This window comes from Janthinobacterium darwini, assembly GCF_051380905.1.
GTDB lineage: Bacteria > Pseudomonadota > Gammaproteobacteria > Burkholderiales > Burkholderiaceae_D > Janthinobacterium.
This window is the reverse complement of the sequence record NZ_JBNYXX010000001.1, coordinates 1544993-1568199: the sequence shown is the minus strand read 5'-3', so window position 1 is coordinate 1568199 and position 23207 is coordinate 1544993. Positions and strand designations below refer to the sequence as shown.

The following is a 23207-nucleotide window of genomic DNA, read 5'->3' as shown; positions in this document are numbered from 1 at the left end:
TGGACGCGCTACTGAGTGAGGCGTGGATACCCGATACAGCGTGATTAACACGACAACAGAGATCCACTTGCGATACGTACAGGAGCAGCCAACAATGAACATGCAAGCAGAAATACAGTTTGACCAGCCTGGCGTCTCCATGCTCCTGGAGACGATGGATGAAGCCGCGCTGAATGCGCTCGACTTTGGTGTCATCGGCTTCGGAAGGGACGGTCGGGTTCAGCGCTACAACACCTTCGAATCGAAGGCGGCGGGCCTCGGCGTCGAGCGCGTGCTGCAGCAGGAGCTGTTCACGGTGATCGCGCCGTGCATGAACAATTTCCTCGTCGCGCAGCGATTTGCGGACGCGTATGAAAGCGGGCAAGCCCTGGACGACACGATCAGCTATGTGCTGACACTACGCATGCGGCCGACAAGGGTCAAGCTGCGTTTGCTGTCGGATCCGGCGGCCGAACTATCCTACGTCCTGGTGCACCGTTTATGAGCAACCTCAGCCATTCTACGGAATCTCAGGAATACGAAGCATTGCTTCAGTTTCTGTACATGGCGCCGGTCGGCCTGGTTCAACTCTCGTCGGACGGTACCATCATCATGCTCAATCCGCTTTCGGCCCAACTGCTGATGCCGCTGAGCCGAGATGGCGAACTGACCAACCTGTTCGATGCGCTCGCGCCGGTTGCACCAGACCTGCAACTGCAGTGCAGCAAGTTTAGTGCAAGCTATGGCCAAATCTGCGATGCAACTCGGCTGTACCTGCACGCGGACGGCGCGGCCAGCGGCCCGCAGGTGCTCTCGTTGAGTATGCTGAAGCTGGATGCGGAGCGGATGATGGCGGTACTGAACGATATCACCATGCAGGACAGGCGCGAACGACAGCTGCGCAAGACCGACGCCTGGCTTAACGCGATCATGACCAATATTGCCGACTACGCCTTGGTTAGCTTGGACAAGCGAGGTCGCATCGAATCCTGGAATGAAAGCATTGGCCGGGTAACTGGCCATACACCGAGCATCAAGGGGCAGCCATATGCCATTTTTTACCCCTCCGAGGCTACTATCCCAGAACAACAACTGGACCGTTTGCGGGAGGCAGACGAGAACGGCTGGGCTTTGGATGAGGGGGCGAGGCTACGCGCCGACGGCAGCGAATTCTGGGGCAGTTCAATGATTTCGCCACTGCCCATCCGTATCGATGAGAGCTCTCAGCCCATTCAGTTCAACGATGAAGAAGCTGCCTATTGCATGATCCTTCGGGACATTTCAGATAAGCGTGATGCCAGCGAGAATCTTCGCAAGGCAGCATATTGCGACCACCTCACCGGCCTGTCAAACCGCCGTGCTTTTTTCGAGGCTGCCGATCTGGAGCTACTGCGCCGCAAAAACGCCTTGCGGCCGGTGTCGCTGATCATGCTCGATGCCGACCACTTCAAGGCAATCAACGACCAGTACGGTCATCCGGCAGGCGATGCAGTGTTGTGCCATCTGGCAGCCACAATGAAGAGCGTATGTCGACAGGTTGACGTACTGGCGCGTATCGGAGGCGAAGAGTTTGCGGTGATTTTACCCTCTGTGGATCTGGCCGATGCAATGGCGGTGGCGGAGCGCTTAAGGGCCCAGGTACAACGCATTCCCGCCATATATGAACAGCATGTCATCGCATACACTATTAGCATAGGCGTTGCGGCAATGGACGATAGCCTGACGGGATTCGACGGGCTGATGAAACGCGCCGATCAAGCCCTGTATGCAGCAAAACGCGGAGGCCGAAACCAAGTCGCATTCTTTGACACTGATGCAGCTGATTTTCCTACATAACATTTAGGAGTAGGCCATGAGCGGTGAAAATGACAGTGCCTATGAGGCCTTGATACAGTTTTTGTATCGTGCTCCTGTTGCCCTCATACAGCTGCAAAAAGACGGCAGTATAGAGATGCTCAATCCTATGGCTTCACAATTGCTGATGCCGCTCTCTCTGGACGGGGATCTTGTCAATTTTTTTCAGGTGCTACAGCCGTATGCACCGGGTCTGCTGCGCCTGTGCACCAACTTCACACCTGAGCAAGGACTGATCTGCGAAAGCATGCGGGTCGCGGTCAATGAGAATCACCGACATCATCCTGAAAGTCCCGCAGTACTGTCATTAGGCCTGCTCAAGATTGATGACAATCGCTTAATGGCAATATTGCTGGACGCGACCCATGAGGTAGTCCGGGAGCAAAGCATACTGGCTAGTCGCCTCGCGAGTGCAGCAAAGCTGGATGCGTTGACACAGTTGCCCAATCGCGCGGGCGCACTGGAATTGTTACATGCGATGACGCAGCGCGCACGTGCCCGCAGTGGCGATTATTGCGCGGTGCTGTTCGTCAACTTTGATCGCTTCAAGCAGATTAATGACACTTTAGGCAATGAGGTCGGAGATCAGGTCATTGTTCTTGTGGCGGAACGCCTGCGCACGACGCTGAGATCGCTTGGCCAGCTACCTGGAAGGCGCACTTCGACTGCGCTGACAGCAAGAGTGGGGGGTGACGAGTTCGCAGTGCTATTGGATGGACTCGCTGATCCTGGCGTCGTATCAGGCATTGCTGCGCGCTTGCTCGACCGCCTGAGCAAACCCTACATCATTGGGAATCATGAGCTCACATGCACGTTCAGCGCCGGTGTAGTGGTGCTGAACTCTGAAGCCTGTGATGCTGATGATCTGCTTCGCGACGCTGCGATAGCCATGGCCATTGCCAAGGCCGAAGGAGGAGACCGTTTTGAGGTATTTCGCCAGCAGATGCGCGAAGATGCGCTGCGGCGTGGAGGCATGGAAACCGATCTCCGATATGCAATAGAGCGAGGCGAATTATATAATTTATACCAACCTGTGGTCGGACTCCTGGCGGGCGGAAAATTTGACCCGGCAGCCGGCGTCGAAGCCTTGGTAAGGTGGCAACATCCGGTACGAGGAGTCGTCGGTCCCGTGGAGTTCATCGGCATCGCCGAGGACTGTGGCCTGATCGGTGCAATCGGTGAAAAAGTGTTGGAAATGGCATGCCGCGATTTTGTACGCTGGAAGCAACGATTGGGAGCGCGAGCGCCGCGGCTGCTCGCAGTCAACTTATCACGCGCACAACTGAGCCAAGACGATTTATGCGACAAGGTGAATGTCATTCTTTCCGCCAGTGGAATGGAGCCAGACAAATTGCAGTTGGAGATTACCGAAAGTTTGGCGGCCCAGGGGAAAGATATCCAAGAACAGTTACTCCGCCTGAAAGCGCTTGGGGTCAAGCTTGCCCTGGATGATTTTGGAACCGGTTATTCCTCGCTATCGAGCCTGCACCTATTGCCCGTCGATACCGTCAAGATTGACCGTTCCTTTGTTACCTTGGTCGGTACCAGCCTCCATCACGAAGTTTTGATAGAGGCAACTGTGAAAGTCGCGCGTAGCTTGGGCATGAATACTGTCGCGGAAGGAATAGAGACTGAACAGCAAGCAGCCGTGGTTTACTCCCAGGGATGCGACAAGGGCCAGGGCTATCTATATAGTCGGCCTATCTCCGGAGACGCAATTGAGGAATGGTTAAGTGAAATGGCTTAGTTTAAACAGTACAGCGTATACCACTGCCCTTCCCCCGCCATGACGAACGGTACTCCCCCCCCCATTTTTAGAGCACGCTAACAGTCGAAATTGAATGACCAAGGCGAGTTTCTGTTTCGGCGCGATGCCGCCAAATTCCGTGTTGGGCCGGTCGTGATTGTGAGTCCATAGCCAGCGGCTTGCAAAATCCTGGATCTCATCGAGCGTTTCAAACTGGTGATGGGCCAAGCAATCGTAGAGCGCCGTGCGCTTATAGCGTGCAACAGTGGCATTCTGTTGCGGCTGGGCAGGCTGGATAAAGTTGATGCGTATGCCACGCTTGGCCGCCCAGGCTAAGGTCACGGAGCTGCTGTACTCCGAGCGGCAACGGTTCTTCCCGCACCAGCCGACGACGTGGCTTGATGCGCAGGTTCAGGTCCAGTTCGCGATAGATCCGATACCAGCACCAATCTTGCGCAGGTGTATCTGACGCACCTTTTCCCTTCGCAGTACATGTTTGCAGCGCAGATACAGGCCACTATGCTGAAATCGCAATTCACCGCTCTTCTCCAGATGCGCCACCAATTCCGCAGCAATCATCGGATCTGCCGCGCGCCGATATAGACTCACCCAAACCCGTTCTTCTTCAACTTCGACCAAAGAGCGCCGCCGCTTTCCGGTCCTTATCTCTCCATCGTTTTGCATGATGTCCTCCACCAAAAACAAAAGGGAACGCCGGCATCCCATCGGATGATGGTGCTCCCTCATCTACACACGCCTCGCTCCTTTAACAAGCAAACGAGACAATCTATTTAGCACTCCCCCTCATCTGGTAACGAATAACCACATGCGGGGCAATAAACGCTCCAGTGTTGATTGATCGTGCCAGACTCGGCGCTTTCCCAGCTGTGATACCTGGCCCGTTCATGCGAACATGCCGGGCACTCCGCCTCAAAGCGCTCATCGTCGAGATCCATCCCACCTGGTTCGACGCCCTTTCCAAATACCCTGGTTACCATGTCGGTCTCCTTACCAAGGCCTTGGTGCAGACGGCGAATGACTCCGGGCAATCAGCCGCTTCAGCCAGGGTCGCAGCAACCAAAACTCAGTCGCGAGATGGATAACACAAGCAACCAACATACCTATGCTTGACATCAGGTACTGAAATGCACTGCCAGGATGAGGGCGATATAACTGCAACGCGTCCGCAGAAGCCTGCGACACCAGAGGGTTAGCACTTGGATCGCTACAAGATTGATCTTGGGGTAGGAAAAATTGCCTTCTACAACAAAGGTCTCCAACTTTGCCGCGTCGGCGGGGTCGGGAATGGTGTTATTCCACAAACCCATCCAATGCCAGTAGAAATATTCGAAATTTCCGCTTTGCTCGAACAGCGGCGTGTCTGACTTGTCGAGGTAAATCTTCCCCAAGGAAGGCTGGAAGATATCGATCAGCGACGTTTCGACGCGGCGGGAGCGCTTGAAAGCCAGGGCCTCTGTACCTGGCGTCTTGCCGGAAGGCTTGGAAATCATGAGATGTGACTTGAGCCCGTCAGCATCCGGGTCAAGCAGCAAGGCTTCGCGCTGCGGCAGGCTGGGTTGGGTGCGCGATGGCTCGTACAGGCCATTGCCTGGCGTTAAAGTGCTTTCCGCGATATATCCATGCCAATTCTTGTTTTCGAATACGCTCGACACAAGCAGCCAATCGGTGCCGGCATCGCCGCCATTACTCAAAATCGTAACAGGGTGCTGCGCCGGCAGCGTCGCAATGACATTGTCGTGGTCGCCCGCGAACGGCGTTGAACGAAGGTTGGTCGTTCCTTTGGTAAACCGTATCTCGTACATCGCCGCCTCCAGAGAATATGCACGCTCCATCCTAAGGTGCAAAAAAGGAGTTGAACAGTCGGGAATGCCGTTTAAAGGGGGGGGGGGGGTTGGTCCGCACATTGATCTAGCGCAGGTTTGTATGTATATTTTTTGTGGCGGCGCAACACAATCGTAAGATTTTTATTTGAGAAGTGGGCAATGGCTCAGGAAAGAGTAGAAAAAACCGCCGATGCGCCCTATCCACTCTGCCAAGGTCGAGCGGGCCAGTGACACGCCCTAGCGCGCGGCGATCTGTTCGATCCGGTACAAGGGCAGATGGTCGAGGTATTTGCAGGCCGCGATCCACGCTAGCAGGCCGACGGCGGCCATGCCGCCATCGATGACGGCCGGCGGGATAGGCGCCGCCGTCACCGTCTAGCACGGACGGCACGCGTACTGCGGGCGGATATGGCGGTGCACGAAGAAGCGCGCCGGCTCCACGTCCAGTTGCTCGCTGACGTCTTCGCCGATCTTGACCAGGTCGGCGCCGCACTGGCCGCACTGGCACGATTCGGGCTCATGGCGGTGCTCGATGCGCGGCAGTTCCGGATGCAGCGGCTGGCGGCCGGCACGCTTGCGTGACGGTTTGGCCAGCGCCTGGCGTTCGAGTACCTCTTCGATCGCGGCCAGGTCCATGTCAACCGTTTCTTCGAACAGCAGGCGTTGCTCGCCGACGAGCGCTTCACTGGCCTTGCCGAAGCGGATCCGGCGGTAATAAACCAGTTCGTGCGTCAGCGCCGTGATCTTGAAGTTCTTCTCGGCCAGCTTGGCCTGCTGCTGCGCGGCTTCGTCAGGCCGCGGCCAGGTGCACTACTGGCCACGGTGCAGTCGGCGCAGGCACATCCAGACGCCCGTGCCGTCCCAGCACACCAACTTGAGGCGGGTGCGACGGCGGTTGGCGAACACGTAGGCGGTGCCGTCGCATGGCGGGCGCCCCAGCACCTGCTGCACGTGCAGCGACAACCCATCGATACCGGTACGCATGTCGACCGCTGCCGTCGCCAGCCAGATCGCCTCGGCGGACACCTGCATCACAGCGCTCGCATCAGTTCGGCCAGCCAGCTGGCAGGCACATTACTCGGCAGCGTCAATGTCCAGCCTTGCGCGCTGCGCAGGCTGAGCGGCGCTCCTGGTGCAAGCACCGGCACAACCCGCACCGGCGGCAGTGCTGGCGCCGACGCCACTTGGGCGCCTGTTAGTCGCCGAACCCAGTAGCCGACCTGCCGTATAGGGATACCGTGTTTGAGTGCGAATGCACGCTGCGACAAGCCGCTCGCTCGCAATTGCACCAAGCGTTCCTGCCAGACCCTCTCTCGTTCTGAATTCACCACTATCTGTCTTCCCGCAATCACCGAACGTGCCAGTGTGATGAGGCCGATTACGAATTCATAGGTGGGCCGGTTGGCCGCTTACTCTTTAATGGCACTTATACGCAAAAGCAGTTCCAGTCACTTTGTTGATAGGAATCGATTTGGATACAGATCCAGAGGTAGCGTCCGTAAGGCTGCCCGAACCAGCCAGCTAACCTAAGCGGCGTCTGTCGATCGACAGCTTACGTTCCTTCCCACCCTCTGTCGAACCTGGCGGCTCAGCATGGCTCCCATGCCCACAGGCAGTAGCCTATGGTGGAACTCAACAACCATCAGCTCGCAAAAAGCCATTGAGTCTAAACCCGCTGACGGAAACCTAGTTTACATGGGTTAAAAATGTTGCTTCAAACAATTCTCCGGACGTGACTTGATTCCTGATATCCGTCAGGTATCCGACTATACATGCGTATTATCAGATGCACAAAGTCTGACCTTCAACTCTTTCAAACGATCGACAATGGCAACGCTGGCAGCGTCAATAAAGGCCTTAGCGCAGGCCGAATATTCACGTTCCGCCAATGCATGGGAACGGAAATTCCGAAAATCATTGTCAATTATTGTGAGGAATGGATCCAAAGCCGCATCGGGAAGTGCCGCCGAAGCGTTCACCAAACTTTCAATTCGGGCCGCCTCAGTCTTCAAGAGCAGCATTAGCGCAGTGCGCCGCTCCACTAGGCCACGCCTATTCAGCCCGTAGATCGCAATACTTTCGTCGCCATAGGGATCTGACATGCCAGCACCCACCCGCGGCGCTACTATACTCAGCGCACTTGGTTGATCCGCATAATTCAACTCTTCCCAGATAAGATGCCGGTCTGGGTCACGTCGCGTTGGATCAATCAGCAGTGGATCTTCGAGTGCATGATCGTCCCCCTCCAAGCATGCACGCGCTCCCGCAATAGGAAAAGCATCCTTCTTGCCGCTCAGAATGCGGGCAATGGCATCCAACTCACGTTGGGTCATGCCATCCATGCCCACGTGCTGATATCGTTCGCGATTGCAGTCTATGCAAGACGCCAACAAATTTTCCCACTCGGCCGCCAACCACCAGTAGCCGCGATGGGCATTGTCGCCTTTCACCCCGCCCTTGGGGCGATAGTGTTCGATATCGATGGGTGAGACGGCCTCGAAATTGCTCTCGCAATAGGCGCATTTCTTCTTGAATAATTCGCGCAGCGCCGCTACCACATCTTCGCCCTTGTATGCCCTAAAGTCGTAGCTACCAGTACCTGGCTGCATGTAGTGCAGTCTGGCCTTGTCCAGTTCCTTCATACCTGCACCGTCGGCGTCTGTCAGCGATGCGGGCGCAGCAACGGTATTGCGATCGACATACCTCATGGACGCATGGCCCTTTCCAGTACACCGACGATCTGGTCGATCGCGTCCTCGCGCATCACAGAGTGGTCACCCGACCGAGCAGAATCCACATTACGCAAATGCCGGGTCATCGCCTCAGCCAATATTTGGCGATCCGGGCTGTTACCTATCACAGGCATCCCACTGAATTGCGCCAACAACATGTCACGGTCATACCGTTCGCTCACACTCAGGTTTCCTTCGGGCCGCCCGGCTAACGCAGCAAGGCGCATCAGCACTGTCTCCTGCTCCATATCCGCCGTGGTCCACAGGCCAAAATAGTCCGACGTGAGAATCTGTTCGGCGCGCATAGTTTCAATGTCTGGCAGATCTTCAACCAATTGAACTTGGCCGACACTATCGCGGTAGAGTACGTGCACTTCACCATTTTTCATGCCGCGTAAGCACAACGGGTCGTGGGTGGTGACGATAAACTGCACCTGCGGCATGGCTTGGCGCAACGCGGACATCACCTGCATCTTCCAACGCGGGTGCAGATGGGTTTCAATCTCGTCGATCAATACGAGGCCGCGGGCATACTCAAGGTTGTCCCACACTTCCAGCATATTGCGCATGATATCGATGGCCATCGCGAACAAAGACCGATAACCATCGCTCATTCGCTCGACCGGGGTTTCACGACCATGCGCTCTTACCAACACGTTACCGTCTTCATTGCGCAGGATACTGTCCTCGTCGCGTAAGGCAAGCACGTCCCGCATCGCGCGCGCCACCGCATCGAAGGTATGTTCGTCAATGAAACGTAACCAGAGACTCGGATCTGGCAATGTGGCCAACGGATCGAACAGCGTCTTGTTCACGCGCTCGCCCTTGCGCCTCGCACCTCGCTCAACAAAAAATCGACGAGAACCATATCCCAAGATGGTAAAGGGGAAGTCGTTTTTGATCTCGAAAAGATGTCGGCCAGATTCATGGTAGCGCAGGCGCGCTTGCATACCACCTTCAAAACGTAACGTCACCTTCGGTGTCGCACCTCCAGTCAACTGCCAGCTTCCCGAATCTCGGCTGAGGAAGTCCTCCTCCTGCAACTTGAGTGCCCTGCGATCCGCCCCGTCCATCAAAGTCATCACAACCGCCTGCAGGATACTACTCTTCCCGACCGAATTCTCACCCAGCAACATAGCGCATGGTGCCTCCTTGGACCGCCGATGCCGGTCGCCGCTCACCTTCAACTCGATCTCATCGATACCCTTGAAGTGCTCAATCTGTATGCTCTCAAGCAGGGGCTGCTCTCGGTGAATCCTGCGTTTCACCGGCACAGGCCCCGAGACGGAATAAAACTGGGATAGATAGGGCGCTGCGATCATTTCGTCGCCCGTGTGCATTGCCCGTAACCACTCGTCATTGTTGACCATGTTTCGCGCAATGGTCAAAGTCTGAGCAAGTAGCTTATATCCGAGCGGCAACTTTATGCCGCGCATTGCCGCGATAGCGCGACAGACACCCATCGCAAAGGTGCTCAGTGCACCGGAATGAATCCGCGTCACATCCAGCAACGTATTGACGGTATGGTCAGTGGCCTCTGGCGCGAGCGCGGTAAGTTTTTCAAACACGACAGCACGTGTCTCAAGCAATTTCGGTCGGTTCAGCCTCAGTGAATCGATGGTCGCCTCGCCACGCCGCGATAATGGATAAACCTTCCCGTTTACCGTGAACGCAAGATGTCGCCATGGCTCGTCAATACAGGGATCGAGCAACAACGCATTCTCGGCTGCCACCGCCTCGCTCCAAGTCGTCAGTGGTAACGCTCGCGGCCCATCCACAGGAAAGAGGTTGCCCTTCATGTCTTCACATTGCGCACAAAGCAACAACAAGTTGCGCCATTCGTAGGCCAGCCAGGCATAGTGGTCCGGACTACTGTTGTTGACGTGGGAAGTGGCAGCATTGGAAGGTGGGCGCAAGTGGCATACTCTGCCCCCATCCGTACCTAGCCAGGATTCGCAAAAGGCACATTTCCCGTGAAACACGGCTCGCAAAGCCGTGCGTAGTCCGTGATCATACTCGATGACCTTGCTGTTGTACGGTGGCCGACGACGGTGACGCTCTCCCGTCGGCAACATGAAATGGCGGTAAATTTCCTCCAAATCTTGTTGTCTGTGCTGGGAGCCTAGCAGCTCCGGCTTCGGCACAACATTACGATTATTCTTGTGCATCGGCACTCCGTTTCAATTCTGTTTAGGTGCGACGACTAGCGCAGGTTCGGGCCTAGGCGCAGTTGCAGACAGGTCGATGCCTCCAACCTCCGCATCGACACCAATAATGCTGGTCCACAAGATGTGGCCGGCCTCCCGCTCACTACGGTTGAGTGGATAAGCGTTTTGCGCGGACGCGCCTTCGACCAACCACATTTCTGCGTACGAAGGCGCGAGACGCTGCTGCGTTAAAGCGGCCTGCATCGGCCTTAGCGCCGTTTGCAACAACGCCGCCGCGCTGCGCATCCGTACCCAGCGGTGGTTTAACCAGCCGCTCTTGGCAGGATCGTCACACTGGAAACGAGCGATGATCTTGTCCGCCGCAAGTATCCCACTGTCTCGCATGCGCTCTATCGACTCTGTGGGCATATTAAGGTTTAAGCCGCCCTCTTCCTTGCTGTGATGAATTTGCACCAGGCGGTCACGGTAACCGGGCGTGCGCTTCAATGCTTCGTCGCGCCAAGTCCGTATGGTTTGAAGAATGCCCATACCTAATTTAAACGGCGACGGCAGGCCATCCACCTCGTCCACAACCAGGTAGGAGGGGCTAACGCCATGATTATTGGTGACGGGCAGGACGACCCGCTCTTCGTTTGGCTTGGACGAGTCAAAGTCGTTCATCAGCGTAATACCGAACGTGGACCGAACCGGCAACAATGCGTCGAAAAAATGGATCGGGAAATTGCTAGTCAGCCCGCCGTCCGAGAACCAAACCCGGCAAAGTGATGGCCCCGGCGATCCGTCTTGACTTTCACGGATACGAAACAACGGCACCGCCTGCAACAATACGGGAAAGCTTAGGCTCATGCGTGCGGCAACCAGGATCGGCAGCTTATCAGCTTCCGGAAGGAAGTAATGGTCGCTTGCCCCTCCATTGTCGGCCGCGTCAAGCAAGGCTTGTGTTTGCTCGCTATGGGAAGCATGGTTAGAATGGGCAATCATCCACGCCACAATATCTTCAGGAAAAAGCCGACGAAACTCGGAGGCGCGAAAGACCAGATCACGGCTGTCGTGCGGCAGTCGATGGGCCCGCAGCTCCGATACACCTGTCGTCATTAACGCCAAATCAATCGGAGGTTCAGATGTCTGCAAATTACCAAAGGTCAAAGGTACCTCGGACGCGAGACCGGCAATGTCCTGCACTAGGCCGTGCAGCCATTCCGTCAACGCGGGTGGGCTAATACTGCTCTCACGCAAGCCCGGACATATCCCGCAGCGGTTCCTGCGTAGTCCGATCCAGCCGGTGGCGATGAACTCAAGCAGCGCGCCAAGCCAAATGCACGACAGCAAGCTGACTCCGAACCAGACCATCGCAGGCAACGACAGCGCAAATGACGCTTGCCCCCCTAACAATAATCGACTGGTATAAAAGCTGAGATACCATACTACAGCTCCGAAGATACTGCCCAAGGAGAAGCGTACGATCAATGAAATTGACGCATGAACCACCTTCGTAATTTTGCCGCCACGGTTTAGAGACGCGGCAACGACGCCGAAGTGCCTCCTCAAGTCAGGACAAGGCTGGAATAAAGAAAACAAACGACTCTTACCATCGAGATCCTCTTGTAGTTCGACAGGAATGTCTGCCAACCGATCAAAACCATCCTTCGATCCATCACGATTGCGCCGAAATTGCGCCGCAGCTGCCGCTACGGCAGCCACCGCCCCAACACTGGTGCCACCGATCGAGCGCAACGTAAAACGTCGGGATAGGCCTGCGACGAAACTAGGATAGACGATGCCAGAAGTCACGCCACCTTCCATCACGAGGTCACATTCATCCGGCACGAATTTACTCATGGTCATCCTTTTATTTGGGAACGACATTATGGTATAAAAACCCTGCCACAATGCTCTCAAATTATCACCACATACACGTGAGACCGGGATAAGTCGTTGCGATTGGCGAATTATGCAATCATCCGTTTATCTGTTAGCGAGAAAGATGCACTCCGCGCACGCAGTGTATTCCGTCAAGGTACCCGTCAGAACGTGTGGACTCACGGTCCTGAATTCAGAATCGTTTTTACATACTATTGTCCATGCGCTCGTCGCTCGTATTTCAACGGTTTCCTTTCCGAAACTTTAACGTACACGATGGGTATCGTCATATATTTACTCTTCCTAGTAACATGAAGCGCTCGTGAACCAATTGATTAAAACAGCGCATGAATTCTCCCCCATCGTCACAAGTCACGATCACATGCTTTTCCAGGCGTCCGAGTCGCGAAACGCGCCGCGTGTCAGCAATCACGCACGATGTGTGACTGAAATTGCAGATAACAAACGGCCGCCCCTCCACTGACGCATCATAATAAGCTTGCGCCGCGAGACGAGCATCAGCCACCTCAATACCCTTGCTCCCACTCTTCTTGATCACGGTGTAGGTTGATCCAACTGTCCGGCATGATCGTACCTAGGACGAAAAATGGCCCCGCGTTGGCTGACTACGGAGCTGTCACGATGGCTAATGCGCTCAAGAATACCGTGACGGACATGCCCACCCTTTTGTGGCAGTCATTGACCGGGGGGCGTGGCAAAGAACTTTCAGATCATGCCCGCTTCACGGTCGAGTGCGGGGTGAAGGCACTCTTCGCCGACCCGCATAGGTCATGGCAGCGCGACACAATCGAAAACACGAATAGCCTATTGCGGCAGTACTTCCCAAAGGGTACAGACTTGTCTCGGTGGAACGCTCTAGAAATCCAGGCTGTTGCCAATGCACTGAATTCTAGACCCCGGAAAATGCTTGGTTGGAAGACCCCGGCAGAAGTACTGGACGAATACCTAAAATTTGTTCAACAGTCTAGTGTTGCGAGGACGTAAGCGTCTTCCCAGCGCCGTCTAGACTGTCTGACCACCACCAGTGCTCGTCCGCGCCCGTCCATGCTGATGGGTATGCGTTCGACCACCGGGCGCGGCACCTTGCGCACCAGCAGAAAGGCGGCGGCGCTGCGCTGGCCGTAAGTGAGGGCCCATTCCAGGCCCTGGCGCACGATCGACGCATGGCGGGCATCGGTGCGCGGAGTTTTCTTGATATCCATCCCATCACTATCGAATACGCGACGATGGCGCACGGTACGGCGGCGTACAGTGCGAGGGTTCTTCCAGTACACTGCGTAGCTCGACTACAAAGCCAGGAAAAAAGACGATGTTACGTTTGATGTTGCCACTGCTGGCCTGCGCGTTACTGGCCGGCTGCGCCCTCACCCGCGTTTCCGACGCCACGCTGGCGGCCGAAGTGGACCAGCTGCACGCGGTCGGCCTGACCATGGACGCGGCCAGAAAGGTCGCCACGGAACAGGGCTTCGAGTGCAGTCCCTACATCAACCGGGACGTCTCGGTATCTACCCCGCAAGGCACGCGCAAGACCGACATGCTCGAATGCAGCAAGAAGTCGCTGGAACTGGTCTGCCCGCAGCGCCGCTACGTGGTGTTTAATATCGAACCTTCTACCGGCTTGGTGCGATCGGTTGGCAAGCGGTTCAACCAGAATTCATGCTTTTGATGTCCAGATCAGCGTAAGCGTCCGCTCAGCGCCTTATTGAGTGCAGGGGCGTTTTGATCGATGATGGCGTCACGCCGCTGGGAAGCGGCGTGATCTCAAAGGGCTGCTGGCAGGTTGCAGTTCCAGGGCAAGAAATCATCAACCCGATTGACGGGATGATCGGCGATATGCGTCAGCACGTGACGCAACCAGGCTTCGGGGTCGACACCGTTCAGCTTGGCCGTGCCGATCAGCGAGTAGATCGCGGCGGCGCGCTCGCCGCCGCTGTCGGCGCCGGCGAACAAGTAATTGCGGCGGCCGATGGCCACGCCACGCAAGGCGCGTTCGGCCGCAGAGTTATCGATCTCGATGGCGCCGTCGTCGCAATAGCGCAGCAGCGCGGGCCATAGCTTGAGCGCGTACAGGATTGCTGCCGCCGTGTCGGACTTGCGCGATAAAGTATCGAGCATGCTGCGCAGCCAGCGCTCCAGGTCGTCGAGCAGTGGGCGCGAGAGGGTTTGTCGAACTTGCCTTCGTTCGTCGAGTGGTTTGCCCCGGATCTCGCTCTCGATCAGATAGAGCTCGGCGATCCGGCGCAGCGCCTCGGTAGTCAGCGGCGTTGCGCGCGCTGCGTGCAGGTCGTGAAATTTGCGCCGAGCGTGCGCCCAGCAGGCCGCTTCGCGGATCGTGCCGTCGTCGAACAAGGCGTTGAAACCCGCATATCGGCGCGCACTGGCGCTACCCGCACGCTATTCCCGACAACGTGCAGGCGCAGCTCGAATATGAGCTGGAACTGATCGGCGACATGCAGTATGAACCGTATTTTTTGACGGTATTTGACATCGTGCGCTTCGCCCGCTCGCAAAAAATCCTCTGCCAGGGGCGCGGATCGGCGGCCAATTCGGCGGTGTGCTACTGCCGGTACACGTCAAGGCCGTTTGGACTTCAGTGCGCCAGCGTTCCAGCTGTTCCACCAGCAATCCCTTGCGACGGCAGTACGCTGCCAATTCAGCCTCGTTCAGTGGGGCCGCCTCCAGCACAACCGCGAACTTGTCGGCGGAACTCCATTGCTCGGGATTTTGTCCATCGCCAGGCACCGCGCGGCCTTGCTCGCGCGCCTGCTTGCGCCACAGGTACAGCGTGGCCTCCGGCACTCCGGTTAGCTGCGCCACTGCGGCCACAGGCTTGTTATGCGGCGCGCTCATCTGGCTGAGCGCATGCTCTTTCTTCTCGTTGGTGTATTTTGTCATCGTCAAATCCATCGCCCCAGGGCAGATTAGAACTCCAATTGCTGGAGGCGACAACTATTTTGACAGAGGGGGCTGCCTCGGCATCACCGAGGTCGATCCCTCGCGCGGCACCCTCCTCTTCGAGCGCTTTATCTCGCGCGAGCGCGATGAACCGCCCGACATCGATGTGAATTTCGAACACCAGCGGCGCGAGGAGGTGATTCAATATAAATGTTGACTTGATTTGTTCACGTTCTATATTTTGCGAGCGAGACAATGCGATATGGGCAAAACAACTGTTCATGAACACTTTTTTTAGCCGCGTAGGAAATCTGACATTTTTTCACCATCATTTTTTCACCATCAGCTAGCAAGAGCGTTCGCTGTGAACTGACACGCCGGTCCGGTACTTCAAGGCCCGGCGCCGAAAGGTTCGCGATGAGGCTGCCCCCTAGAAAAGAGTGTTTATTTGCCAGTGGTTGGGTGCCATTGTCGCTCAGAGCCCTTGCTCTAAAGTCGTGGCCGTTGCGGACTTCCTGAGCAACGCGTCCCCATGCACAGTCATTGCTAGACAATGTTGTGGATTCCTGTCCATCTTAAACGCAACACAATCATTCGCTGTTTTGACGGCGTCGATAATCGTTGTTCCTGACTCCCAGGACGACATGAATGGGTCGAGCCAGCGGAATGTCATCAGCGAATCTAGCGGCCATGGGGATGCCACTACGGCACGAACTCCGGAAGAAAGCAAAAGCTTTGGCATGCCGACGGTCGTGTTTTCATGGGGGTGCTTGTCCATACGGCCACCACTGCAGACGAATAGAATGACTACTTCAGTACCGGCAAAAGAACGAGCAAACGCACTAGGAGCCAATATCAGTTTTCCTTCGTCTCGAATAGAGTGAATAAATTTTTGGTCATAAGCCAAGCCTCCGTGAGCGACGACAACTGCAATTGCGGCGTTGGATGCTGCTGCCGGAATAGTACCGCTTGAATCGATTTCGAATTGGTATTTCTTGAATGTCTCTTGAAGGTTGTCGAACGCGATGTTCAATGGTGAAATCTCTCCCGCCAAATCGTCCGCTGAGATCCAGGCAACATACTTTTCACTTGCAGTTCGAGGGGCACTTCTGATGGCAGATAGCCACGATAATGACGGCACAGTTCCAATTGCGGTGGATGTTCCCAAAAAGTATGGAAATCCGTCTGGTGACTGTACCAATGCCAAGTTCCACGTAATTTGTTGCAGGGCAGGTTCTGCAACAATGAGCAATCTGGTGGGGGCAGGAATTTTCAACTCAAGCGGTTCGATAGACCGTTCGATCTCGAGAGCATTAACATTTGCGTCTCCGTAACGCCGCGGGTGCTTCTGGAGCCAATTTGACAAGCGTTGTCGAAAGGAATTTGCGTGAATTGGTTGTGGAATGAGTCTTTCGCCATGAGAGTCCACTTCCCCGAGTAAAATCTCGCCATCGTCACTGAGAGCGGCACTGATTATGCTGATATTTTCTTTCGCCAGGCTGCTGCAAAATTGAGTTGGCCACTCCGCTGACAGCGTTTTATGTGGAATTCCAGCTGGCATTTCGATCGCTTGTTCTGCCAATAGTTCGGTAGCAAGGAATACAATTTTCGGGTCAGTACTCAGTCCGTTGCGTCGACGACCGAGCAGTCTACGCGCAACAATAGTAACTTTTGCATAGTCGCTTGGGGTATCAGCGGCATACATTGCTTTTTGTACGTCATTAAATAAAGCAAGCGTGCTCTTCACATCAGGTGTGAAACTTGAAAAAGTTGAGACGAAGTTTGCTGCACTTTCATCCAGCTTAGCAACGGTTTCTTTAAATACCTGATTGTGTTTTTCATCAACGGGAACAGCAGCGCTGTGAGATCTACCAATAGCTTGAGCAAGTAGTAGTGCAGCGGGAAGGAGATTGTCCCTGCGGCCTAACAATGCGGCACAATTTTTACTTGCATCAGCTACTAGTCTTGCAATCCCTTCAGAATCTTTAGAGTCCGTGTCCATTAAGCGAATGCTTATGTCCAACGATGATAGGCGAATGTCAGTATGTGGGTCGACCCCAAGCTGTTCAAGAAGTCGTGCTAGCAATGGGAGATATTCCTTGGCTAGCTCAAAAAAGTGTAAATCGCGCAATACCCGGACTAACGCATAAACCTCTTGCCAGAGTACTTCACCGTCTACGTCGACGCTACTCGCCATCGCGCATGCGATACCGAGTAGAGCTTCCACATGGTTATTGCATCTATGATAGATATCCCCGTACGCGTTCCAGACAAGGCGACACCTGACAGTGTCATTTCGACACAGTCTAAGAAGTTGCTCAGCAATATTACGAGCATCTTGATATTGCGAGGAATCAGCCAGCCGATCTGCAAGTATTCTTAGCGCGCTCAGGTCTTCGTTTTTTGTCTCGTCGGCGTAGTGCGTGATTGAACAAATTACTGCGACGACTTTTTCCATTGTCTCTATGTCGAGCTCGGCGCCGTGCTTCGCTGCCATAATCCCGAGTATGTTGATCAAACGTCTAACTGTGGCGTCTACATTGCTTGGAACCAGCCCAATCGGAAGGTGGGTAACACCATATTCCGCAGCGCCTTTTTCGCTCATCCATTGAAGTGCGTTCCTGAAGAAATCTGTAAATTCTTTGTCCAAACCTGCACTATTAGATGATGAGGTTTCTTTCTGAAAAATAAGCTGTTGTGACGTTTCTTTTTTTTCTTCAGAGATGCTATTTTGCAGGCGGCCTAATTCCGAGTTCGCCTTTGCTAGAGTAAGTGCGGAAATTATCGGAAGTCCGATCAGACCACATGCCTCTATGGAAAATAGGCGCGCTAGGCGACTACGAACTGACGTGTCATGAGGTGCTTTTGAAAGGTAATCGACGACTGTAGCAAGTGGAGCGCGATAAAAGTCTGAATCTGACGGAGCAATCGATTGTTTTAGCATAAGTTTTTGCACTGCCTGGAGGAGCACTTGTGCTGCTTGACGGTCATATTGTGGCGACTGGATAACAGACTGAGCAAGTTCAATAGCTAGAAAATCGTTTCCCTGCTTATGTGCGTGCAGCGCACTGCAGACGCGAGCTAATTCTTCCCAGCTGGGATCTTCCCCTTTTATTTTTAGAAATAGCTCGTCATAGCTGTCGGCATTTACAGACAGCCATTCGAAAATTATTTGGTGTTGCGGAGCCCATCCGATGCTAGGGAATAATTTCTGATCCGTGCCCGTATTTATACAATTCAGAATTAAGCGACGATCCCGGGTCTCTCGCAAGAATGCAGAGTTGGGGAGGACTGATGCCAGTTGCTGATCGGCCTCAGCAATTAAAACATCATCTCGTAGTTCGAGAGCTACCTCTAAAGCCTGTTCAATCCAGTGCTCGTCTTTGGCTCCAATGATTGCTTCTCTAATTAGATCAGTTGCTTGGGATTTTCCTCCCGCCTTCATCACCATTGAAGCTAATTGAATGCGCTGGGAACTTTCCATACCCTTTAAGCCGATGCGGATCAGTTCATCTATTTGCTCCAGTAACTGATCAAAGCATCCGGCTCTTGAATACACTTGTGCGAGCAAATGAATGCGTTGATGTTGATCAATTTTAAGTTTTTCAATTTCAGCGCGCACTTCTTTTATTTTCCCGGTAAGCGCCAATCCGATCCAACGCTCGGCCTCCGAAACGACCTTCCACTCTTCAACTATTCCACTTTGTATATATATGGGGTAGCAGTGTGAAACAGCATTCAGCAATTCCTCGTTTACGGGCCGAGTGGGAGGTAGTTCATTGACTTGTAAGATTGCGTACGACTCACTGCCGATGAGGACAGAGATTACCTCCTCCGCTAGGACAGCAACATGCGGACACCACATGTCTTCCTCAGCGCGCGTTGCGGTGATTCCAGAAATTGGAGAAATATTTGCACGAGTAGATCGGTATTTTGACGCATCCACTATGGCAACAATATGTCGTTCTTTCACTTCAGATTTTATCAGCTCTATTACATCCTCAGTTGCGAGTGACCTGCAATGCTCGATCCGAATTCTGCTCTTGAGATTTAATATTTCTTGATCGTCGAATTCGTTGCCTCTGATAAATTTAGCTCCTTTGTTGAGAGCTAAAAAAATACTCGCTGCGTCCGCATCGGTTGCAAGTTTGGGCGGAAGCACAATCGTAACATTTCGGAATAGTTTTTTACCCTCGCCATCCTGTGCAGCTAGGAGAAGAAAGGATGCTGTTCGTCCGATGATCTCTTCAAAGCCTGCGCCAATGATCAAATCGGCGATCTCTAAATATATTTCAGGAAATGCAATGCGAGGGTCGAATCCATTGGTCATAGGGGCAGTTAGATTTTTCGTGGTTTCCATAAAATTTTCTTAAAAGATCGATTTCTCGCGGCTGTTATTTTTTCACCGATTTAATCAGTGATCTTCTTTGTGCTCGCGCATATGCGTGATTCTTATTTATTAGCAGTGTCGCATAAAATACTTAAACTATGATCGCGTGCTCGGAATAAGCACAGGTTGCCTTGAGCAGATTACCAATTTCTTGCTTCCACGAGTCATGGCTACGTAAAGGTGGCGAGCATTCATGCGTTCTGGTTCGAGAATTACTGCTATGTCGGATTCAAGACCTTTTAGTAAGAGAGTGCTTCCAACGGCGCGGTTTGGCATCATTCGTCCGATGTGTCGGAAACGCTCGCGCTCTCGAATCGCTGCGGCTTGGAACGTGAGGCCTGCGTTTGCAGCCCGCAAAGCCTTAATGCAGAGGCGTGCTACGTCAGGTCTGTAGATGTATATTTCTGACGACTTGCCAAACTTCTCAAGAAGTTCTGCTGCTGCACCGAACGATGGTTTTATACAAAACTGTAATGCCAATGCTTCAAGGTGAGTCGGCTGAGTTCTCGCCCGCCCGCTCTCCAAGCTTCGCGTCCGTTTGACTAAATCCTGGGGGGAGAGGCCACTCATTAAGCTTGCGGCGAAGGCAATTGTTTTTTCGAGCGCATCCTCCGCGAGCGCATCGAATCGTGCGGAAAACTCGACGAAATCTTTCATGTCGAGTGCTTCGACCATATGTGCGCGACCGCGTGCTGCGGCGTCCCATTGACTTTGCTTGTTCGCACTGTCTGCAATGAGAAGTACTGATGCATTCGCATATCGTTTCTTGGCTGCTGCAAGTCGCTGTTCTGGGAACTCGTTCGGTGAGCCCTTGAGCTGGACCCATTCGACTTGCGCCGGAGCGTGGGTGAGGTCGATTGGCTGGCCCGTATGTAGAGCCGGACGAACTACTTCCAACAACCAGTCTCCAAGTTCGGGTGCCCCAGCGCGCTTCCATCGCCATGGTATTTGTAATGAAGGTAAGGCTGCTGTGGCGCCTTGTACACGTAACGTGCGGTCAGCCAGACCTGAACGCTTTGGAAAACTCTGAACGACACGGATGGCCCAGCCATCCAAGGTTGCGACCCGAGCAGTTGACGCGGTCACTCCAGCACGTTTCAAACGGTGTTCTAGTGCTGCTCGGCCGGCGTTTGTATGTGTGAGCACAAGTGCAGGCTTGGAGGCTGCGCCGTGTTTCAGCGAAGCGGTTATAAGTTCGGTCTTGCCGCACCCAGCAGGCGCCATTACGCTCACTTTTTTCTGGCTAAAGATGTCAATTTCAGGTTCAGCCATGTGCGTGGGCAAAAAGTGCTTGCATGACATCCTTCAATTTAACATCGGAGTCAGCCAAATTAGGGCCGAGTACATCGGCGCCGACCCGTTCCATCTTTGTTATTGACTTGAACCAGCCTTTCCGACCCGGAGCCGTTTTGGTATCTTTAGTCGTGAGTTTTGCTGCTTTTCCCAAGATAGCTCGTTCATCGTCGGAGTAGGCTGCATCTCCGCCCACCAGACTCAGCACATAGGCGAGGGTAAGTGTTCCGGAAGATACCGCTTCAAGAGCTCCTGCAACCAAATCTTCCGAATTCAGTTCTATCGCTAGGGTTATCAACGCGTCAATGGCGCAGTCCGGTAGCAAGGTGAATAATGCTTCTTCGAGGGCAAGCTTCCCCTCCCAAGTATGAACTTCAACCCCTTCGGCTTCGGCGATGTCGACGTCCCAGTCGTCGATTGCTACATCGCTGTCGAGAAATGCAAGAGTACTGAAGCCCCATTTAGAGAAGACACCGGCTTTCCGCAGAATATGTTCTGGCGATCGACCGCCGGCATCAACAAAGGCCGTTGCTGACGCGTATGCTGAGGGCTTCCCTTGGGACGCATAGTATCGATCGACACCCCTAAGGAGACCCACTTCGCTCGCTCCTTCGCACACCACTATTGTACGTGCGAGGAATGCCTCTGGATATGTTCTAGCCACTCCCTGAATCGCGTCGTCGGTACCCACAATCTTGGTAGTATGTTTTCCAAGTGTCTCCCTGCGAACGATGACGAGTTGGTCGCCGCTCAGCTCCCGGACTACAACGGGTGAATGGGTTGTCATGAAGACTTGCAGTGGCGGCGTTTTTTCGTCTTTTGACCCTAGCGAGTGCAACAGACGAATAAGCCGGGGGGGGGTTCCAGCCCATGCTCTACTTCATCGACTAGAAGGGTGCTTGCCGTAGTCGAGGCTTCCCTGTGGAGGCTCGCCAAAATCAGTCGTGTCGAGCCAGTACCTAGGCTTCGCAACGGAACGCCGTTTTCAGCATGGAGGCAAATGGCGCCGTCGGAGAAAGAAAGTGCGTTAGCGTCCAAGAGCGCTTGTGCAGTTTCACCAATGTCGACGCCTAGTTCCACAGCCTTCTTTGTGACGAGTTCAAGGACTTCAGTTAGTTGGTTGCCAGCTCGGTTGCCGAAAGCTTTTCTCGCATCACGCGCGGCAGTAACTAAGTCCGTTCCAACGGCTAGTTTCGTTTCTGACAGCTTTGTGAGTACTGAGTTACGCGTCCATGAAAGGTTTGCGTGGGAGTGCCTCCCAATGCGACTAGGCGCAAACAGTGCGCGATCCTTCCATAGCAACTGCTTTTGATAAGTCTCAGAAAATGTGCGCTCGGAGTAGAGCGTACGTTTGGTTTCAAGGTCCGCCGTGACGCGAAGTTCCAGCGTGAGAACAACTTCAAGCCCCTCTCGCGGCTCATCTTCAATTACCTGCTTTTCCTCGCTGAACGCTCTAAGGACTTCACCATAGGAATCTAAGTCCATTAAGTGCTCAGGCAAGGCGCCGAGGGTAACTTGGACTACGATGGGATTCTCGACATCCAACTCGTGAAAGTCGGCGTCACAAAATTCCATGTTTTTCCTGACAGATAAGCAGGCATCAATGGCGTCTAAAATGGTTGTCTTCCCGCTGTCGCCTGGGCCGATTAGGCAGTTGACTCCAGGGGTAGGGAACCAGGAAAGTTCTTTAATACTCCTAAAATTTCGAATTTCAATGTGTCGAATCTTTGGCACTGCGTCCTCCAAAGCTTGACCGACAGGCTAGGGTTTTAGAAAAAATGCGTGAGCAATCTATGTTAAGAAATGCCGCTAAATTTCACGACCAGACAACGATATCAAACTTTCAGCTCGGAATACTCTCAGATTGTCACGGATGTTAGCGTTTGCATCTTTGCTCGTATACGATGAGCCTTCGATTTTAGATTAAGGCATCATTTATCCCGCGAAAAATGCTGGTGCAACGTAAGCGTATTCCCAGCACCGTCTGGACTACCCTGCTGATAAGCCGGATAGAATTGCGCTACTAGCCCCGTTGGCCACTTCAAATTCCCCCACCCTTGGCCGGGTCTACTCATCGCCCGCATTAAAAATGGGGGGATTACCAGGGTCAGTTGCCCGCTTCGCTTTACTTCGTCTTACGTACAAATCCAGGCCTTCCGCCACATGAAGCACACGGCGAATAAAATTTCGACTGAGCCTGTGAAACCGTTAAAAGGTGTCCCGATCTACACCTATTACAAGATGGAGAGTGATACGTCTTTCCTTGGCCACTCGCGGCTATTTTTACCAAGTATTCAGCTCGCCCTGTTTCAACTAAATGCAACCGATACATGCTGGGTGTCCTGCCTGGCGCCTGGTGCGCGGTCTCGTAGCTGCCCTATCCAACGACGAGATCGGGTCCGGGTCTATCTCCCCTGCCCTGCA

At 54.0% G+C, this 23207-nt stretch carries 16 protein-coding genes and 7 pseudogenes; 7 read left to right on the top strand and 16 right to left on the bottom strand.

From position 1 onward, the window contains the following. Positions 1-94 precede the first annotated feature (94 nt). The 3 genes from ACQ4WZ_RS07285 to ACQ4WZ_RS07275 are packed head-to-tail and all read left to right on the top strand — an operon-like array spanning position 95 to position 3580. Positions 95-484: a PAS domain-containing protein gene (locus tag ACQ4WZ_RS07285; RefSeq protein ID WP_436572965.1), complete on the top strand. Its 390-nt coding sequence runs from the start codon at positions 95-97 to the stop codon at positions 482-484. Then, positions 481-1815, top strand: a complete 1335-nt coding sequence (locus ACQ4WZ_RS07280) for a sensor domain-containing diguanylate cyclase (protein ID WP_133990962.1) — start codon at positions 481-483, stop codon at positions 1813-1815. Before ACQ4WZ_RS07285 ends, ACQ4WZ_RS07280 begins: the two co-directional genes overlap by 4 nt. Positions 1816-1831: 16 nt before the next feature. Beyond that, positions 1832-3580, top strand: a complete 1749-nt coding sequence (locus tag ACQ4WZ_RS07275) for a putative bifunctional diguanylate cyclase/phosphodiesterase (protein WP_436572964.1) — start codon at positions 1832-1834, stop codon at positions 3578-3580. Between the two features lie 93 nt (positions 3581-3673). Here the strand turns inward: ACQ4WZ_RS07275 and ACQ4WZ_RS07270 are convergent. The 9 genes and pseudogenes from ACQ4WZ_RS07270 to ACQ4WZ_RS07230 all read right to left on the bottom strand — a co-directional run. After that, a pseudogene (locus ACQ4WZ_RS07270) lies at positions 3674-4019 on the bottom strand (integrase core domain-containing protein); the annotation flags it as partial. Then, positions 3992-4264, bottom strand: a complete 273-nt coding sequence (locus ACQ4WZ_RS07265; protein ID WP_436572963.1) for a hypothetical protein — start codon at positions 4262-4264, stop codon at positions 3992-3994. The pseudogene ACQ4WZ_RS07270 and the gene ACQ4WZ_RS07265, both read right to left, overlap by 28 nt. Before the next feature lie 449 nt (positions 4265-4713). Beyond that, entirely contained in the window at positions 4714-5403 is a 690-nt protein-coding gene (locus ACQ4WZ_RS07260) for an SH3 domain-containing protein (protein ID WP_436572962.1), read from the bottom strand. Between the two features lie 261 nt (positions 5404-5664). After that, positions 5665-6213 (bottom strand): annotated as a pseudogene (locus ACQ4WZ_RS07255) (transposase domain-containing protein); the annotation flags it as partial. Positions 6214-6234: 21 nt separating this feature from the next. After that, positions 6235-6456, bottom strand: a complete 222-nt coding sequence (tnpB, locus tag ACQ4WZ_RS07250) for an IS66 family insertion sequence element accessory protein TnpB (RefSeq protein WP_436572961.1) — start codon at positions 6454-6456, stop codon at positions 6235-6237. After that, positions 6456-6752: an IS66 family insertion sequence element accessory protein TnpA gene (tnpA, locus tag ACQ4WZ_RS07245; RefSeq protein WP_436573865.1), complete on the bottom strand. Its 297-nt coding sequence runs from the start codon at positions 6750-6752 to the stop codon at positions 6456-6458. Before tnpA ends, tnpB begins: the two co-directional genes overlap by 1 nt. Positions 6753-7190: 438 nt before the next feature. Then, positions 7191-8132 (bottom strand): HNH endonuclease family protein, encoded by a 942-nt coding sequence (locus ACQ4WZ_RS07240; protein ID WP_436572960.1) that lies wholly within the window; start codon positions 8130-8132, stop codon positions 7191-7193. Next, positions 8129-10324 (bottom strand): AAA family ATPase, encoded by a 2196-nt coding sequence (locus tag ACQ4WZ_RS07235; RefSeq protein ID WP_436572959.1) that lies wholly within the window; start codon positions 10322-10324, stop codon positions 8129-8131. The genes ACQ4WZ_RS07240 and ACQ4WZ_RS07235 overlap by 4 nt, the downstream gene beginning before the upstream one ends. A gap of 12 nt (positions 10325-10336) precedes the next feature. After that, on the bottom strand, positions 10337-12163 hold the full coding sequence (locus ACQ4WZ_RS07230) for a patatin-like phospholipase domain-containing protein (RefSeq protein ID WP_436572958.1): 1827 nt from the start codon (positions 12161-12163) through the stop codon (positions 10337-10339). Positions 12164-12772: 609 nt separating this feature from the next. Between ACQ4WZ_RS07230 and ACQ4WZ_RS07225 the strand changes: the two are divergent. Next, positions 12773-13189, top strand: a pseudogene (locus ACQ4WZ_RS07225) (IS30 family transposase); the annotation flags it as partial. Here the strand turns inward: ACQ4WZ_RS07225 and ACQ4WZ_RS07220 are convergent. Then, positions 13162-13407, bottom strand: a complete 246-nt coding sequence (locus tag ACQ4WZ_RS07220; RefSeq protein ID WP_436572957.1) for a hypothetical protein — start codon at positions 13405-13407, stop codon at positions 13162-13164. The pseudogene ACQ4WZ_RS07225 and the gene ACQ4WZ_RS07220 overlap by 28 nt on opposite strands. A 107-nt stretch (positions 13408-13514) precedes the next feature. On the opposite strand from ACQ4WZ_RS07220, the gene ACQ4WZ_RS07215 reads away from it, so the two are divergent. Beyond that, positions 13515-13871: a hypothetical protein gene (locus tag ACQ4WZ_RS07215; RefSeq protein WP_076567848.1), complete on the top strand. Its 357-nt coding sequence runs from the start codon at positions 13515-13517 to the stop codon at positions 13869-13871. Positions 13872-13966: 95 nt separating this feature from the next. Here the strand turns inward: ACQ4WZ_RS07215 and tnpC are convergent. Further along, positions 13967-14596 (bottom strand): annotated as a pseudogene (tnpC, locus tag ACQ4WZ_RS07210) (IS66 family transposase); the annotation flags it as partial. Here tnpC and ACQ4WZ_RS07205 point away from each other — a divergent pair. Next, positions 14569-14769: pseudogene (locus ACQ4WZ_RS07205) on the top strand (hypothetical protein); the annotation flags it as partial. The pseudogenes tnpC and ACQ4WZ_RS07205 overlap by 28 nt on opposite strands. Before the next feature lie 13 nt (positions 14770-14782). On the opposite strand, the pseudogene ACQ4WZ_RS07200 reads toward ACQ4WZ_RS07205, so the two are convergent. After that, a pseudogene (locus tag ACQ4WZ_RS07200) lies at positions 14783-15100 on the bottom strand (transposase); the annotation flags it as partial. 76 nt (positions 15101-15176) lie between these two features. Here ACQ4WZ_RS07200 and ACQ4WZ_RS07195 point away from each other — a divergent pair. Continuing rightward, positions 15177-15308 (top strand): annotated as a pseudogene (locus ACQ4WZ_RS07195) (hypothetical protein); the annotation flags it as partial. 267 nt (positions 15309-15575) lie between these two features. On the opposite strand, the gene ACQ4WZ_RS07190 reads toward ACQ4WZ_RS07195, so the two are convergent. The 4 genes from ACQ4WZ_RS07190 to ACQ4WZ_RS07175 form a co-directional block, all read right to left on the bottom strand. Further along, on the bottom strand, positions 15576-19460 hold the full coding sequence (locus tag ACQ4WZ_RS07190) for a CHAT domain-containing protein (RefSeq protein ID WP_436572956.1): 3885 nt from the start codon (positions 19458-19460) through the stop codon (positions 15576-15578). A gap of 126 nt (positions 19461-19586) precedes the next feature. After that, on the bottom strand, positions 19587-20762 hold the full coding sequence (locus ACQ4WZ_RS07185) for a UvrD-helicase domain-containing protein (protein ID WP_436572955.1): 1176 nt from the start codon (positions 20760-20762) through the stop codon (positions 19587-19589). Continuing rightward, positions 20755-21570 carry an ATP-dependent nuclease gene (locus tag ACQ4WZ_RS07180; protein WP_436572954.1) on the bottom strand — a complete coding sequence of 272 codons (816 nt, stop codon included), beginning with the start codon at positions 21568-21570 and terminating at the stop codon, positions 20755-20757. The genes ACQ4WZ_RS07185 and ACQ4WZ_RS07180 overlap by 8 nt, the downstream gene beginning before the upstream one ends. Positions 21571-21608: 38 nt before the next feature. Beyond that, positions 21609-22517: an AAA family ATPase gene (locus ACQ4WZ_RS07175; RefSeq protein WP_436572953.1), complete on the bottom strand. Its 909-nt coding sequence runs from the start codon at positions 22515-22517 to the stop codon at positions 21609-21611. Between the last annotated feature and the right edge of the window lie 690 nt (positions 22518-23207).